Here is a 16,095-nt window from a genome sequence, read left to right on the forward strand (position 1 = left end):
GGAGAGTAGGACGCCGCCGAACAATCTTTAGTCAGTGAGGGCTCTGGCCCCTGGAGACAGTAATGTCTCGGGGCCAGGGCCCTTTCTGCATTTCCCCGGAGTTTCGCGGAGCCGGAGCCGGGGTGGTTCTCCTCCCGGCCCCCCGGCTGCGGCCCGGAGGTCGGCGTGTGTGTGAGGGGCTGCGGGGTCCGGGGTCGCCGCGACGATCTTCATCCGGCCGGTGGGTCGAACCACCCCCCAACTCGGGGTATGATTTACCTCGTTGCCGCAGGGCAGCAAGGCCCCAATAGCTCAGTCGGTAGAGCGTCTCCATGGTAAGGAGAAGGTCTACGGTTCGATTCCGTATTGGGGCTCGTACAGAAGAAGGCCCCCGCCGAACGGCGGGGGCCTTCTTCGTGTTCGGGGAGTGTTCCCGGGGGAGTTACTTCCGCTCGGGCTCGGGGAGCTGGTCCGGCTCGGGGATACGGAGGGCCAGGATCGCCATGTCGTCGGAGGCGGGCTCGGCGGCGAAGCGCTCGACCGCGCGCATCACCCGGCCGGCCACCGCGCCCGCCGTGAGGCCCGTACACGAGGTGAGGACGTCGGCCAGGCCGTCGTCGCCGAGCATCCGGGTGCCCTCACGGCGTTCGGTGATGCCGTCCGTGACGCAGAGCAGGACGTCGCCGGGGGCGAGGGTCACGGCCTCCTCGTGCAGCTCCAGGTCGTCCATGACGCCCAGCAGCGGCTGAGGCTCCGCGGGGGAGTCGACCGTGCCGTCCGGGCGGAGCCGCAGCGGCAGCGGGTGGCCCGCACAGACGACCTTGAGCTTGGCGCTGCCGTCCTCCTGGAGCTTCAGCTCGCCGTAGAGCAGGGTCAGGAAGCGGCTGCGGGAGCCCTCGTCGAGGATGGCCGCGTTGAGCCGCTCCAGGACCGCGGGGCCGCCGAAGCCCTCACGGGCCAGCAGCCGGAGCGCGTGCCGGGCGAGACCGGTGACCGCGGCGGCCTCCGGGCCCGTACCGCAGACGTCGCCGATGGCGAAGCCGTAGGCGCCGTCCTTGATCGGGAAGACGTCGTAGAAGTCGCCGCCGACCTCGTTGCCCTCGCCCGCCGCGCGGTAGATCACCTCGACGTCGACGCCCGGGATCTGCGGGGACTCCGGTGGCAGCAGACTGCGCTGCAGGGACTGGCTGATGGCGACGCGCTCGGAGTACAGCCGGGCGTTGTCGAGGGCGAGGGCTGCGCGGCGCGACAGGTCCTCGGCGAGTTCGAGGATCTCCTGGCGGAAGTGCTCGTCCGTGGGCTTGCCGAGGGTCAGCATGCCGATCACCCGGTTCCGGGCGACCAGCGGCAGGACCACCGTCTCGCCGCCGACGGCCGCCGCGATCGCCAGCGTAGTGCCGATACCCGAGGAGACGGGTGACGAGGAGCCGAGGCCCAGCTCGCGCTTGGAAGTCTCCAGGGCGGCCTGCTGGGCGGCCCGGGCCGGGGCGGTCCAGACCCGGGCCCCGGGCGTCCGGACCGGTTCCGGCGGCGCCACCCGGGACAGCAGCTCCTTCAGACCGTCGATGCGCTCCTCGTCCTCGTGCAGTACATAGCTGAGGTACGGCTCGGACGCGGGGTCGGCGATCGTGTAGACGGCGCACCAGGTGGCCAGGGTCGGGACCGTCATCTGCGCCATCAGGGCCAGCGTCTGGTCCCGGTCGAGGGTTCCGGCCAGCAGGTCGGACGCCTCGACGAGGAAGGAGAGGGAGCCGCGCCGCAGGCGTTCCAGTTCGCCCAGACGGGCGGACTCGACGGCCAGGGCGATCCGGTCCGCCGCGAACTGGAGCCGTAGGGCCTCCTCGTTCGTATAGCGGCCCGCGGATTCGGCGGCGACACCGAGGGAGCCGGTGAGGCGGCCCTCGACCTTGAGGGGGACGGTGACGACGGAGCGCATGCCGGTGGTGTTGAGCAGGGGGACCGCGCCGGGGACGGAGGTGAGGTCGTCGTGGACCGCGGGCATCCGGGCGGAGCCGTACCGTCCCGTGCCGGCCTCCACCGGGACCCGGGCGAACCGCTGGCGGGCCGACGGCAGACCGGTGGTGGCCCGGACCTCCAGCTCGGTCTCGTCGTCGGTGGCGAGCAGCAGGAACGCGGCGTCGCCGTCGAGCATGTCGCGGGCGCGCTCCACCGTGCGCTGCAGAAGACCGTCGAGGTCGTCGGGCGCGGGGGAGCCGATGAAGACCTCGAAGGGGTCGGCGGCGTGCGGTTCGATACCGCTCTCGGCGGCGGCGGTGACCCGGTGCGGCGTCTGGAGAACGGCGCGCTCGTCGTCGCGTACCAGCAGACAGACCGTGGACGGCTCGCCCTGGGTGTCGCGGACCCGCAGGTGGGAAGCGTAGACCGGGATGACCCGGCCCTCGGCGTCGCGGATGCCGTAGCTGCCCTCCCAGCGGGAGAGCTGGAGGGCCTCGGCGATGCCCGTACTGGTGCCGGGGGTGTGGGGCCAGGCGGCGAGATCCGCGAGGGGTTTGCCGACGACCTGGTCGGCGGGGTAGCCGAAGAGGTGTTCCGCGTCCTCGTTCCAGACGGAGATGGCGCCGACGCGGTCGATCTGGGCGACGGCGACCCGGACGCGTTCGTCGGCGACCGGAAGCATGGGGGTCGGCAGTACGGGCCCCGCCGAGCGGGTGCCGACCGGGCGCTGGGGCAGATCGAGCTGGAACCAGACCTGTTTGAACACGGCCGTGTACTCGACGCCCCAGCGGGAGGCGAGGGCGGAGCAGAGCTGGAGGCCGCGGCCGTTCTCGCTGTCCAGCGGGGCGAGGACATGGCTGCCCTGGAGCGGAATCTCACGTTCGGGGTAGCGGTCGGCGACTTCGATCCGGACACTGTCGTCGGTGCGGAGACAGAGTACGTCGGCGGCGGTTCCGGCGTGGACGATGGCGTTGGTGACGAGTTCGCTGGTCAGAACGACGGCGTCATCGACGATATCGGCATGGCCCCAGCCCTGGAGGGTGTCCCGGACGAAGGCGCGGGCGGTCGCCACGGACCGTCCGACCGGGTCGAAGGAGGCGGCTGCCCGAGCGGTGATCACTGAACTCCTCGTACGCGTCTCGACGCCCGGCTCTGCCATGATCGGCCCGTCCCTCCCGGTGCCCGGTCCCTGTGCCACGCCCCTGTCGCCCCGGCCGGGCGGACCGGGGCGGTTGGACAGCCGGAGGCCAGGTTACTTACCTTCGCAGTCCGAGCGGATGCCGGTCGCCGTTGTTTCCGCCCTCCGTGGGCGGGGACGTGCTGCGAAGCCGCCGAACTGTTATGGCCTGGTTCGGTCCGGGTGAAACACTGGGCACTTACCCGATATGAGCTCGTGAGAACGGTCAACCCCTGCGGGAGGGACACGGTGGAGTCTGGCGTGGCGGCGCGTGGCGGGAACACGCGCGCGAAAGGCGGCCGGTCCCGGGGCGGTGGGACGACTGCGGTCGACACGGTCGCCCTGAACCGACTGCTGGCGGCGTTGACGTCGATGCGGGACGGGAACTTCCGCAAGCGGCTGACCGTGTCCGGCGACGATGTGATGGCCGAGATCGCCGCCGTCTACAACGAGGTCGCGGACCGTAATCTCCATCTCACCGGGGAGCTGGCGCGGGTGCGCCGGGTCGTGGGGCGGGAGGGGAAGCTGACGGAGCGGCTGGACACAGGGGCCTGTGAAGGGTCCTGGGCCGCCGCGATCGACGCGTCGAACGCGCTGGTCGACGAGTTGGCGCGGCCGGTTTCCGAGGTGGGCCGGGTGCTGTCGGCGGTGGCCGACGGCGATCTCCAGCAGCGGATGGATCTGCGGTCGCAGGGCACGGACGGGGTGGTCCGGCCGCTGCGCGGGGAGTTCCTCAAGGTGGCGCGGACCGTCAACGGTCTGGTGGACCAGCTGTCCGCGTTCACGGACGAGGTGACGCGGGTCGCGCTGGAGGTCGGTACCGAGGGCAAGCTGGGCGGCCAGGCGCAGGCCCGGGGGATGTCGGGCTCCTGGAAGGACCTGACGGACTCCGTCAATACGATGGCGCAGCGGCTGACGGCGCAGGTGCGGGACATCGCGCTGGTCACCACGGCGGTCGCCAAGGGCGATCTGTCGCAGAAGGTCACGGTGCACGTCGCCGGGGAGATGCTGGAGCTGAAGAACACCGTCAACACGATGGTGGACCAGCTTCAGTCCCTGGGGTCCGAGGTGACCCGGGTCTCCCGCGAGGTGGGGACCGAGGGCATGCTGGGCGGCCAGGCCGAGGTGCCCGGGGTGGCCGGGGTGTGGAAGGACCTGACCGATTCGGTCAACACCATGGCGGGGAATCTGACCTCGCAGGTCAGGGCGATCGCCGAGGTGACGACGGCGGTCGCGAACGGTGATCTGTCGCAGAAGGTCACCGTCAACGCGCGGGGCGAGGTCGCCCAGCTGGCGGAGACGGTCAACCAGATGACGGAGACGCTGCGGACCTTCGCGGACGAGGTGACGCGGGTCGCGTCCGAGGTCGGCGGGGAGGGGCTGCTCGGCGGGCAGGCCCAGGTGCCGGGCGCCGCAGGGACGTGGAAGGACCTGACGGACTCGGTCAATACGGTCTTCCGTAATCTGACCACCCAGGTGCGGGACATCGCGCAGGTGACGACGGCGGTCGCCAACGGTGATCTGTCGCAGAAGGTCACGGTGGACGTGGCCGGGGAGATGCTGGAGCTGAAGAACACCGTCAACACGATGGTGGATCAGTTGCAGTCGTTCGGTTCCGAGGTGACCCGGGTGGCCCGGGAGGTCGGTATCGAGGGCCGGCTCGGCGGGCAGGCGCGGGTGCCGGGTGCGGCGGGGACGTGGAAGGACCTGACGGACTCGGTCAATACCGCGTTCCACAACCTGACCGGTCAGGTGCGGGACATCGCGCAGGTGACGACGGCGGTGGCGCGCGGTGATCTGTCGCAGAAGGTCACGGTGGACGTGGCCGGGGAGATGCTGGAGCTGAAGAACACCGTCAACACGATGGTGGCGCAGCTGTCGTCCTTCGCGGACCAGGTGACCCGGATGGCGCGGGACGTGGGTACGGAGGGCCGGCTCGGGGGTCAGGCCCGGGTCGACGGCGTCAGCGGTACCTGGAAGGAGCTGACGGACTCGGTCAACTTCATGGCCGGGAACCTGACCTGGCAGGTCCGGCAGATCGCGCAGGTGACGACGGCGGTGGCGCGCGGTGATCTGTCGCAGAAGATCGACGTGGACGCCCGGGGCGAGATTCTGGAGCTGAAGAACACCATCAATACGATGGTCGACCAGCTCTCGGCCTTCGCCGACCAGGTGACCCGGGTGGCCCGCGAGGTGGGTACGGAGGGCCGGCTCGGCGGTCAGGCCCAGGTGCCCGGCGTGGCGGGGGTCTGGCGCGATCTGACGGACTCCGTGAACGGTATGGCGGGCAATCTGACCAACCAGGTCCGCAATATCGCCCAGGTCGCGACGGCGGTGGCGCGCGGTGATCTGTCGCAGAAGATCGAGGTCGACGCCCGGGGCGAGATTCTGGAGCTGAAGAACACCATCAATACGATGGTCGACCAGCTCTCCGACTTCGCCGAGCAGGTCACGATGGTGGCCCGCGAGGTGGGTACCGAGGGCATGCTGGGCGGTCAGGCCGAGGTGCAGGGCGTCTCCGGGACGTGGAAGGACCTCACCCAGTCCGTCAACTCGATGGCCAACAATCTGACGTCCCAGGTGCGGAGCATCGCGGAGGTCACCACGGCGGTCGCCAAGGGCGATCTGTCGAAGAAGATCACCGTCGACGCCAAGGGCGAGATCCTCGAACTGGTGACGACGGTCAACACCATGGTCGACCAGCTGTCCGACTTCGCGGACGAGGTGACCCGGGTGGCCCGTGAGGTGGGTACCGAGGGTGTGCTGGGCGGTCAGGCCCGGGTGCGCGGTGTCACCGGCATCTGGAAGGACCTCAGCGACAACGTCAATCTGATGGCGAACAACCTCACCAATCAGGTGCGGAACATCGCCCGGGTGTCGGCGGCGGTCGCCAACGGCGATCTGACGAAGAAGGTGACCGTCGAGGCGCGCGGTGAGTTCGCGGAGCTGGCGGAGACCGTGAACACGATGGTGACGACGCTGTCGTCGTTCGCGGACGAGGTGACCCGGGTGGCCCGTGAGGTGGGTACCGAGGGCGAGCTGGGCGGTCAGGCGCAGGTTCCGGGGGTCTCCGGGACGTGGAAGGACCTGACCGAGTCGGTGAACTCGATGGCGTCCAATCTGACCTGGCAGGTCCGCCAGATCGCCACGGTGACCACGGCCATCGCCAAGGGCGATCTGACCCGGAAGATCGATATCGACGCCCGGGGCGAGATCCTCGAACTGAAGACGACCATCAACACCATGGTCGACCAGCTTTCGGCGTTCGCGGGTGAGGTGACCCGGGTGGCCCGTGAGGTGGGTACGGACGGTCAGCTCGGCGGTCAGGCCCGGGTCCGGGACGTGGACGGCACCTGGCGGGATCTGACGGAGTCGGTGAACGAGATGGCCGGGAACCTGACCCGGCAGGTGCGGGCGATCGCGGCGGTGGCGACCGCGGTGACCCGGGGCGATCTCAATCTGAAGGTCGACGTGGACGCGGCCGGGGAGATCCAGGTCCTCCAGGACAACATCAATACGATGATCGCCAATCTGCGGGACACCACTCTCGCCAATGAGGAACAGGACTGGCTGAAGGGGAATCTGGCCCGGATCTCGGGGCTGATGCAGGGCCGCCGGGACCTGGACGACGTGGCGTCGCTGATCATGAGCGAGCTGACGCCGGTGGTGTCGGCGCAGCACGGCGCGTTCTTCCTGGCCATGCCGACGGGCGGCAGTTCGGATGTGTCGGGCGAGGAGGAGACCTCGTACGAGCTCCAGATGCGGGCGAGTTACGGCTACTCGGCCGGGCTGATGCCCACCTCGTTCCGGCCGGGGGAGACGCTGATCGGGACGGCCGCCGAGGAGAAGCGGACGATCCAGGTCAATGTGCCGCCGGGGTATCTGAAGATCTCCTCGGGGCTCGGGGAGGCGTCCCCGGCGTATGTGATCGTGCTGCCGGTGCTCTTCGAGGGGAAGGTCCTCGGAGTGATCGAGCTGGCGTCGTTCCAGCCGTTCACCCAGATCCAGCGGGACTTCCTGAACCAGATCGCCGAGATGATCGCGACCAGTGTCAACACGATCAGTGTGAACACCAAGACCGAGGTGTTGCTGAAGCAGTCGCAGGAGCTGACGGAGCAGCTGCGGGAGCGTTCGGCGGAGCTGGAGAACCGGCAGAAGGCGTTGCAGGCGTCCAATGCCGAGCTGGAGGACAAGGCGGAGCTGCTGGCCCAGCAGAACCGGGACATCGAGGTGAAGAACACCGAGATCGAGGAGGCCCGGCAGGTGCTGGAGGAGCGGGCGGAGCAGCTCGCGGTCTCCATGCGCTACAAGTCGGAGTTCCTGGCGAATATGTCGCACGAGCTGCGGACGCCGCTGAACTCGCTGCTGATCCTGGCGAAGCTGCTGGCGGACAACGCGGAGGGCAATCTCTCGCCGAAGCAGGTGGAGTTCGCCGAGACGATCCACGGGGCGGGTTCCGATCTGCTCCAGCTGATCAACGACATTCTCGATCTGTCGAAGGTCGAGGCGGGGAAGATGGACGTCAGTCCGACCCGGATCGCCCTGGTGCAGCTGGTGGACTATGTGGAGGCGACGTTCCGTCCGCTGACGGCGGAGAAGGGGCTGGACTTCTCGGTCAGGGTCTCGCCCGAGCTGCCCGCGACGCTCCACACCGACGAGCAGCGGCTGTTGCAGGTGCTGCGGAATCTGCTGTCGAACGCGGTGAAGTTCACCGATTCGGGGGCGGTGGAGCTGGTGATCCGCCCGGCCGGGGCGGACGTCCCGGCGTCGATCCAGGAGCAGTTGCTGGAGGGCGGCTCGCTGGCCAGCGCCGACTCGGAGCTGATCGCGTTCTCGGTGACCGATACCGGGATCGGGATCGCGGCCGGGAAGATGCGGGTGATCTTCGAGGCGTTCAAGCAGGCGGACGGGACGACGAGCCGGAAGTACGGCGGTACGGGGCTCGGTCTCTCGATCAGCCGGGAGATCGCCCGGCTGCTGGGCGGGGAGATCCACGCGGCGAGCGAGCCGGGTCGCGGTTCGACGTTCACGCTCTATCTGCCGCTGCATCCGGTGGCGCAGCCGTCGGCGGCGGCCGGTGGGGCGGGGGACGGTACGGACGGCGCGGGCGCGCCGCCGGAGCGGCCCGAGCGGCTCCTCCAGGGCGGCGACCCGGGTCCCGCGGCCCTGTTCCGCCGCCGTCGCAAGGCGCTGGGGGGCGCTCCGGAGGCCCCGGCGCTGCCCGCGGCGTCCGGTGCCGGCACGGCGGGGGGTCCGCCGGCGCTGGTCGGGGGGGTGCCGTCGGCCGCGGAGGGCCCGCTGGGCGCGGCCGGTGAGGAGGCGGGCGCGGAGCCGCGCCGTACCTTCGTCTTCGACAACGAGAAGGTACTGATCGTCGACGACGACATCCGCAATGTCTTCGCGCTCACCAGCGTGCTGGAGCAGCACGGCCTTTCGGTGCTGTACGCGGAGAACGGCCGGGAGGGCATCGAGGTGCTGGAGCAGCACGACGATGTGACGGTCGTCCTGATGGACATCATGATGCCGGAGATGGACGGCTACGCCACGACGACGGCGATCCGCCGGATGCCGCAGTTCGCCGGGCTGCCGATCATCGCGCTCACCGCGAAGGCGATGAAGGGCGACCGGGAGAAGGCGATCGAGTCGGGTGCCTCGGACTATGTGACCAAGCCGGTCGACCCGGATCATCTGCTCTCGGTGATGGAGGATTGGATGCGACGCCGCCGCTGATACGAAACGTGACCGGAAGTTGATCGCCGAACTCGGCACCAGTGATCAATTGGTTGTCAGATCTGATGGAAACCCACCTAGTTGGTGACTGAGTTTGCCTGGAGGTGTGTGGGAGAGTGGATTCCGGGGAACCTTCTGGTCTCGCGGCACGTTTCCGCTCTGTGCACAGTGACATCCCGGTGACAGGGTGTGGCGGTGGGCGGGGTGCGGCTACCATGACCGGCACAAGGGCGGGCGGCGCAAAGGAGCCGTCCCCTGGGGCGGCGCCCGGTGTGTTCCCCGCGCTCACGAGGCCGGGGAGACTCCCATCCGGGGCGAGGAGGACGGGGCATGGTGCAGAAGGCCAAGATCCTCCTGGTCGATGACCGGCCGGAGAATCTGCTGGCGCTGGAGGCCATTCTCTCCGCGCTCGATCAGACACTGGTCCGGGCATCGTCCGGGGAGGAAGCGCTCAAAGCGCTGCTGACGGACGATTTCGCGGTCATTCTGCTCGATGTGCAGATGCCCGGCATGGACGGTTTCGAGACCGCCGCGCACATCAAGCGGCGGGAGCGGACCCGGGACATCCCGATCATCTTCCTCACCGCGATCAACCACGGCCCGCACCACACCTTCCGGGGCTACGCGGCGGGCGCGGTCGACTACATCTCCAAGCCGTTCGACCCCTGGGTGCTGCGGGCCAAGGTCTCGGTCTTCGTCGATCTGTATATGAAGAACTGCCAGCTGAGGGAGCAGGCCGCACTGCTCAGGCTCCAGTTGGACGGCGACGGCCGGACGAACTCCGCCGCGAACGGCAAGGAGCCCGCAGGGCTGCTCGCCGAGCTGTCCGCCCGGCTGGCCGCCGTCGAGGAGCAGGCCGAGGCGCTCTCCAAACAGCTCTACGACGAGGCCGCGGACGCCGCCGCCGTGGCGACCGCCGCTCATCTGGAGCGGAAACTCACCGGGCTGCGCCGGGCGCTGGACGCGCTGGAGCCGGGTGCGGGCGGCGCGCCCGCCCTGCCGTCGCAGAGCTGACGGTACGGAGCCCGGGAGCCCGCGCCGTCCGGGGACGCCCCGGGGGCGCGGAGCGCCGTGACATCGGGTGCGGTGTGAGAACCGGCGGAGAGCGCCGCCCGGCGGAGTCCGGGTCCGGGCGGCGGGGCCCGTAGCGCGCCCGTTGGGTGATCACGGGGCGTAGGGCCGGGCCCGTGGCGTGAGGACCCGGACCCGCCCGGCGGCCGGGGCGTGAAGCGGCGCGTACCGCCGTGAAGTCCGGCGCGGAGCCGGTTCGGACCGTAGTGCCGTGGTCCCGGCGAGGCCGGTGAGCGGCCCGGCGCGTAACGCCGCTGAGCAGCCGTCACCTTCGCGCCCCGGAAGGGTGACACGTTGGGGTGAAGCCGTGGGCACACGTGTCCACCGCCGTCGACACCGGTAACCTCACCCCCATGGCCTCACGTACGTCCGGCAACGGTTCCCAGGAGACGGCGGGCGCCGCCAAGCCGCGTTCCGGCCGTACGAGCGGTGCTCCGGCCGCCAAGAAGGCGGCTCCCGCGAAGAAGGCCGGCGCCGGGAAGGCTCCGGCGAGGAAGGCCTCGCCCGCGAAGCAGTCCCCGGCCAAGAAGAAGGCCGCCGCCGCGCCCAAACCCGCGCCCAAGAAGGTCCCGTCGCCGACCGGGGGCGTCTACCGGCTCGCCCGGGCCCTCTGGCTCGGAACCGCCCATGCCGTCGGGGCGATGTTCCGCGGCATAGGGCGCGGCGCCAAGGGCCTCGACCCCGCCCACCGCAAGGACGGGCTGGCCCTGCTGCTGCTCGGGGTCGCCCTGATCGTCGCCGCCGGGACCTGGTCCCACCTCAGCGGCCCCGTCGGCGATCTGGTCGAGATGCTGGTCACCGGCACCTTCGGCCGGCTCGATCTGCTGGTGCCGATACTGCTCGGGGTGATCGCCGTCCGGCTGATCCTCTATCCGCAGAAGCCGGAGGCCAACGGGCGGGTCGTGATCGGGCTCTCCGCCCTCGTCGTCGGTGTGCTCGGCCAGGTCCACATCGCCTGCGGCTCGCCCGGACGCGACGCGGGCACCGGCGCCATGCAGGACGCGGGCGGACTGATCGGCTGGGCCGCCTCCAAACCGCTGATCTTCATGATGGGCGAGGTGCTGGCCGTACCGATGCTGGTCCTGCTGACCGTCTTCGGGCTGCTGGTCGTCACCGCCACCCCCGTCAACGCCATTCCGCAGCGGCTGCGGCTGCTCGGGGTGAAGCTCGGCCTGGTCAGGCCCGCCGAGTCCGACGGCCACCCGGGGTACCCGGAGGGTATGGACGGCGGCCGGACCGAGGACGACCGGCGGTACGAGGACCAGTGGCGGGACGCCGTACCCGGTGCCGCCGGGAAGCCGCGCCGCACCCGGCGGGGCGGAGCGGCGTACGACGCGGACGACGCCGAGTCGGCCGAGCTGTCCCAGCGCCGTGCCCCGCGCCGGGGCTCCGTACAGCCCTCCGCGCACCGGCCGATGGACGCCGTCGACGTGGCGGCCGCCGCGGCCGCCGCGCTGGACGGCGCGGTCTACAACGGGCTGCCGCCCTCCCCGCTGGTCGCCGATCTGACCAAGGACGTCACCGCCGATCTGCGGCGCGCGGGCACCCCGGTGCCGCCCGCGCGCGACCCCGACCTGCCCGAAGAGACCGGTGGGGCCGCAGGGAGGCGGGGCGCCGCCGCGAGGAAGGGCGCCACCGGCTCCGTACCGGATCTGACCAAGCCCGTGCCCGAACGGGCCGAGCCGCTGCCGCCCCGGGCCGAGCAGCTCCAGCTCGCCGGGGACATCACCTACTCCCTGCCCTCCCTCGACCTGCTGGAACGGGGCGGGCCCGGCAAGACGCGCAGCGCCGCCAATGACGCGATCGTGGCGTCCCTGACCAATGTCTTCACGGAGTTCAAGGTCGACGCGGCCGTCACCGGCTTCACCCGCGGCCCGACGGTCACCCGCTACGAGGTCGAACTGGGCCCCGCCGTGAAGGTCGAGCGGATCACGGCCCTCACCAAGAACATCGCCTACGCCGTCGCCAGCCCGGACGTACGGATCATCTCGCCCATCCCCGGCAAGTCCGCGGTCGGTATCGAGATCCCCAACACCGACCGGGAGATGGTCAACCTCGGCGACGTACTGCGGCTCGCCGACGCCGCCGAGGACGACCACCCCATGCTGGTGGCGCTCGGCAAGGACGTCGAGGGCGGCTATGTGATGGCCAACCTCGCCAAAATGCCGCACATCCTGGTGGCGGGCGCGACCGGATCCGGCAAGTCCTCCTGCATCAACTGCCTGATCACCTCGGTGATGATACGGGCGACCCCGGAGGACGTCCGGATGGTGCTGGTCGACCCCAAGCGGGTCGAGCTGACCGCGTACGAGGGCATTCCGCATCTGATCACCCCGATCATCACCAACCCCAAGCGGGCCGCCGAGGCCCTCCAGTGGGTCGTCCGCGAGATGGATCTGCGCTACGACGACCTCGCGGCCTTCGGCTTCCGGCATGTCGACGACTTCAACGCGGCGATCCGGGCCGGGAAGGTCAAACTCCCGGAGGGCAGTGAGCGGGAGCTCCAGCCCTATCCGTATCTGCTGGTCATCGTGGACGAGCTGGCCGATCTGATGATGGTGGCGCCCCGGGACGTCGAGGACGCCATCGTCCGGATCACCCAGCTCGCCCGGGCAGCCGGGATCCACCTGGTGCTCGCCACTCAGCGGCCGTCCGTCGATGTCGTCACCGGGCTGATCAAGGCGAACGTACCGTCGCGGCTGGCCTTCGCCACCTCGTCGCTCGCCGACAGCCGGGTCATCCTCGACCAGCCGGGCGCGGAGAAGCTGATCGGCAAGGGCGACGGACTCTTCCTCCCGATGGGCGCCAACAAGCCCGTCCGGATGCAGGGTGCCTTCGTCACGGAAGACGAGGTCGGCGCGGTGGTCCAGCACTGCAAGGACCAGATGGCGCCGGTCTTCCGGGACGACGTCACCGTCGGCGGCAAGCAGAAGAAGGAGATCGACGAGGACATCGGCGACGATCTCGATCTGCTCTGCCAGGCCGCCGAGCTGGTGGTCTCCACCCAGTTCGGATCGACCTCGATGCTCCAGCGGAAGCTGCGGGTCGGCTTCGCGAAGGCGGGGCGGCTGATGGATCTGATGGAGTCGCGGAACATCGTCGGCCCGAGCGAGGGCTCCAAGGCCCGCGACGTCCTGGTCAAACCCGACGAGCTGGACGAGGTGCTGGCGGTGATCCGGGGGGAGCCGGCGCCGTGACCGCGGACCCGGCGGGGCCCGGGGACCCCGCCGTACGGCGGCGCTCCCGGGACCGCGGCGGGCGCCTGTGCCGACCGGCGGGGGCAGCCGGAGGGGCGGTCGGCCCAAGTGGTCGCGACGGCGACCGGGGCCGTGCCGGGGCGATACCGCTTTCCGGGCCCGGAAGCCCGTCGGCGCGCCGGGCGCGACACGCCGAGCGGTTGCGCGCGCCGGGGCGCGCCGCGCCCCGCGTGCGACGCGGCCGGGGTGTTTCCGCCCCTGCGGGACGGGAGAGCAACCGTTTCCCTTGCCCATACGTCAAGTTGGAGTGAGGGGTAGTGGATAACTCCCCTCCGCGCCGTCGGCGTACCGGCCATTCCGATGGCGTACAAACTCCTTCCGCCCGGTTGCCCCACCCTTTCGTACCACCCGTAGACTGAACCTCCAGCAGGTGGTTACACGCTCGAAAGGCACCCCCGTGTCCATCGGCAACTCCCCCGAAGACGACCGGCCTTCCCCTCCCGAGGAGCGGCCCTCCATCGGGCGCGTCCTCCAGCAGGCGCGGCTCGCGGCCGGACTGACCGTCGACGACATCAGCGCCACCACCCGCGTACGCGTCCCGATCGTGACCGCGATCGAACACGACGACTTCACCCGCAGCGGCGGCGACGTCTACGCCCGCGGCCATATCCGGATGATCGCCGGGGCCGTCGGGCTCGACCCCGAACCGCTGGTCGGACAGTACGACTCCGAGCGCGGCGGACGCCCCGCGCCGACCCCCGCCGCGCCCCTCTTCGAAGCCGAGCGCATCCGGCCCGAGCCGCGCCGCCCCAACTGGACCGCGGCCATGGTCGCGGCGATCGTCGCGGTCGTCGGCTTCGTCGGCTTCACCCTCTTCGACGGCGGGGACGACGGTGCCGGGCAGGGCCAGGTCGCCAAGGGGTCGCAGGCCGAGCGGTCGGCCGGGACCGGCGGCAAGCCGTCCGGCGGGCCCGCCGAGAAGCCCGGACCGGTGCCGTCCGACTCCGCGATCGCCGCCGCCCCGGCCGACAAGGTCACGGTCAAGCTGACCGTGCTCAAGAACAAGAGCTGGATCTCCGCCGAGTCCGCCAACGGCCGGAAGATCTTCGACGGCACGCTCTCGAAGGGCGATACCCGGACTTTCCAGGACGACCGCCGGATCGATCTGATCCTCGGCAACGCCGGGGCGATCGAGCTGTACGTCAACGGGAAGAAGATCGAGGACGAGTTCAAGCAGGGGCAGGTCGAACGGCTCTCGTACACGAAGGGCGACCCCGAGGCGGGCTGACGCCCCCGGGCGCCCGGCGTCCCCGCCGCCGGGCGGCGGGCGCCGGACCGGTCGGGGAACACCTCGGGAGGACCGGCCGACGGCGGGGCAAAAGCGGCGCGGACGGTGGATACGGCCGGGTACCGGGGCGGGTCGGACGGGGCTCGGGCCGCGTACCCCCGTCGGTGAGGCTCGGGGCGAAGGCGCGGGCCCGGACGAAGTAGTCTTGAGCCCATGCCCGAACGCCGTACCGTCGCCCTTGTCACTCTTGGCTGCGCCCGTAACGAGGTGGACTCGGAGGAGCTAGCAGGCCGTCTGGCAGCGGACGGCTGGGACCTGGTCGACGAAGCCTCCGACGCCGATGTCGCCGTGGTCAACACCTGCGGCTTCGTCGAGGCCGCCAAGAAGGACTCCGTCGACGCCCTGCTGGAGGCGAACGATCTCAAGGACCACGGCCGCACCCAGGCCGTCGTCGCCGTCGGCTGCATGGCCGAGCGGTACGGCAAGGAGCTGGCCGACGCGCTCCCCGAGGCCGACGGCGTCCTCGGCTTCGACGACTACGCGAACATCTCCGACCGGCTGCGGACCATCCTCGGCGGCGGGATCCACGCCTCCCACACGCCCCGCGACCGGCGCAAGCTGCTGCCGCTGAGCCCTGCCGAGCGGCAGTCCGCCACCGATGTGGCGCTCCCCGGACACGGCGCGCCCGCCGAGGCGCCCGCCGATCTGCCCGAAGGGCTCGCCGACCTTCCCGAGGGGCTCGCGCCCGAGTCCGGGCCGCGCGCCCCCCTGCGCCGGCGGCTCGGCAGCAGCCCGGTGGCCTCGGTGAAGCTGGCTTCCGGCTGCGACCGGCGCTGCACCTTCTGCGCCATCCCCTCCTTCCGCGGCTCCTTCATCTCGCGCCGCCCCTCCGATGTGCTGGGCGAGACCCGCTGGCTGGCCGAGCAGGGCGTGAAGGAGATCATGCTGGTCTCCGAGAACAACACGTCCTACGGCAAGGACCTCGGCGACATCAGGCTGCTGGAGACCCTGCTGCCGGAGCTGGCGGCGGTCGACGGCATTGAGCGTGTACGAGTCAGCTATCTCCAGCCCGCCGAGATGCGGCCCGGACTGATCGACGTCCTGACCGGTACGCCCAAGGTCGCGCCCTACTTCGACCTCTCCTTCCAGCACTCCGCCCCCGGGGTGCTGCGAGCGATGCGGCGCTTCGGCGACACCGACCGCTTCCTCGAACTGCTGGAGACCATCCGCGCCAGAGCGCCGCGGGCCGGGGTGCGCTCCAACTTCATCGTCGGCTTCCCCGGCGAGACCGAGGCGGACTACGCCGAACTCGAGCGCTTCCTCACCCATGCCCGGCTCGACGCCATCGGTGTGTTCGGCTACTCCGACGAGGACGGTACGGAAGCCGCCACGTACGAGAACAAGCTGGACGAGGACGTCGTCGCCGCCCGGCTCGCCCGGCTCTCCCGGCTCGCCGAGGAGCTGACCGCGCAGCGCGCCGACGAGCGGGTCGGCGAGGAGCTGGAGGTGCTGGTCGAATCGGTCGCCGGGGAAGGCGCGGGCGACCAGGACGAGGCCGCCGTGGGACGGGCCGCGCACCAGGCGCCGGAGACCGACGGCCAGATCGTCTTCACCTCCGCCGAGGGTCTCGAGCCCGGCCGGATGGTGCGGGCGAAGGTCGTGGCCACCGAGGGCGTCGACCTGGTCGCCGAGTTCCT

The 16,095-nt window shown here is 70.6% G+C and carries 5 protein-coding genes, 1 tRNA gene and 1 pseudogene; 6 read left to right on the plus strand and 1 reads right to left on the minus strand.

Going from position 1 to position 16,095, the window contains the following annotated elements; genetic code table 11:
• Window positions 1–280: 280 nt before the first annotated feature.
• Window positions 281–353: transfer RNA gene (locus ABZ714_RS14045), tRNA-Thr, on the plus strand.
• Between the two features lie 68 nt (window positions 354–421).
• On the opposite strand, the gene ABZ714_RS14050 is transcribed toward ABZ714_RS14045, so the two are convergent.
• On the minus strand, window positions 422–3,094 hold the full coding sequence (locus ABZ714_RS14050; protein WP_358825454.1) for a SpoIIE family protein phosphatase: 2,673 nt from the start codon (window positions 3,092–3,094) through the stop codon (window positions 422–424).
• Window positions 3,095–3,361: 267 nt separating this feature from the next.
• Between ABZ714_RS14050 and ABZ714_RS14055 the strand changes: the two genes are divergently transcribed.
• The 5 genes and pseudogenes from ABZ714_RS14055 to rimO all read left to right on the plus strand — a co-directional run.
• Entirely contained in the window at window positions 3,362–8,842 is a 5,481-nt protein-coding gene (locus tag ABZ714_RS14055) for a HAMP domain-containing protein (protein ID WP_358825455.1), read from the plus strand.
• Window positions 8,843–9,172: 330 nt separating this feature from the next.
• Window positions 9,173–9,856 carry a response regulator gene (locus ABZ714_RS14060; protein ID WP_358825456.1) on the plus strand — a complete coding sequence of 228 codons (684 nt, stop codon included), beginning with the start codon at window positions 9,173–9,175 and terminating at the stop codon, window positions 9,854–9,856.
• Between the two features lie 410 nt (window positions 9,857–10,266).
• Window positions 10,267–13,110 (plus strand): DNA translocase FtsK, encoded by a 2,844-nt coding sequence (locus ABZ714_RS14065; protein WP_358825457.1) that lies wholly within the window; start codon window positions 10,267–10,269, stop codon window positions 13,108–13,110.
• A gap of 457 nt (window positions 13,111–13,567) precedes the next feature.
• Window positions 13,568–14,398 (plus strand): helix-turn-helix domain-containing protein, encoded by an 831-nt coding sequence (locus tag ABZ714_RS14070; protein ID WP_358825458.1) that lies wholly within the window; start codon window positions 13,568–13,570, stop codon window positions 14,396–14,398.
• A 213-nt stretch (window positions 14,399–14,611) separates the two neighbouring features.
• Window positions 14,612–16,090 (plus strand): annotated as a pseudogene (rimO, locus tag ABZ714_RS14075) (30S ribosomal protein S12 methylthiotransferase RimO); the annotation flags it as partial.
• Between the last annotated feature and the right edge of the window lie 5 nt (window positions 16,091–16,095).

Source organism: Streptomyces sp. NPDC006798 (genome assembly GCF_040635975.1).
Classification (GTDB): Bacteria; Actinomycetota; Actinomycetes; order Streptomycetales; family Streptomycetaceae; genus Streptomyces.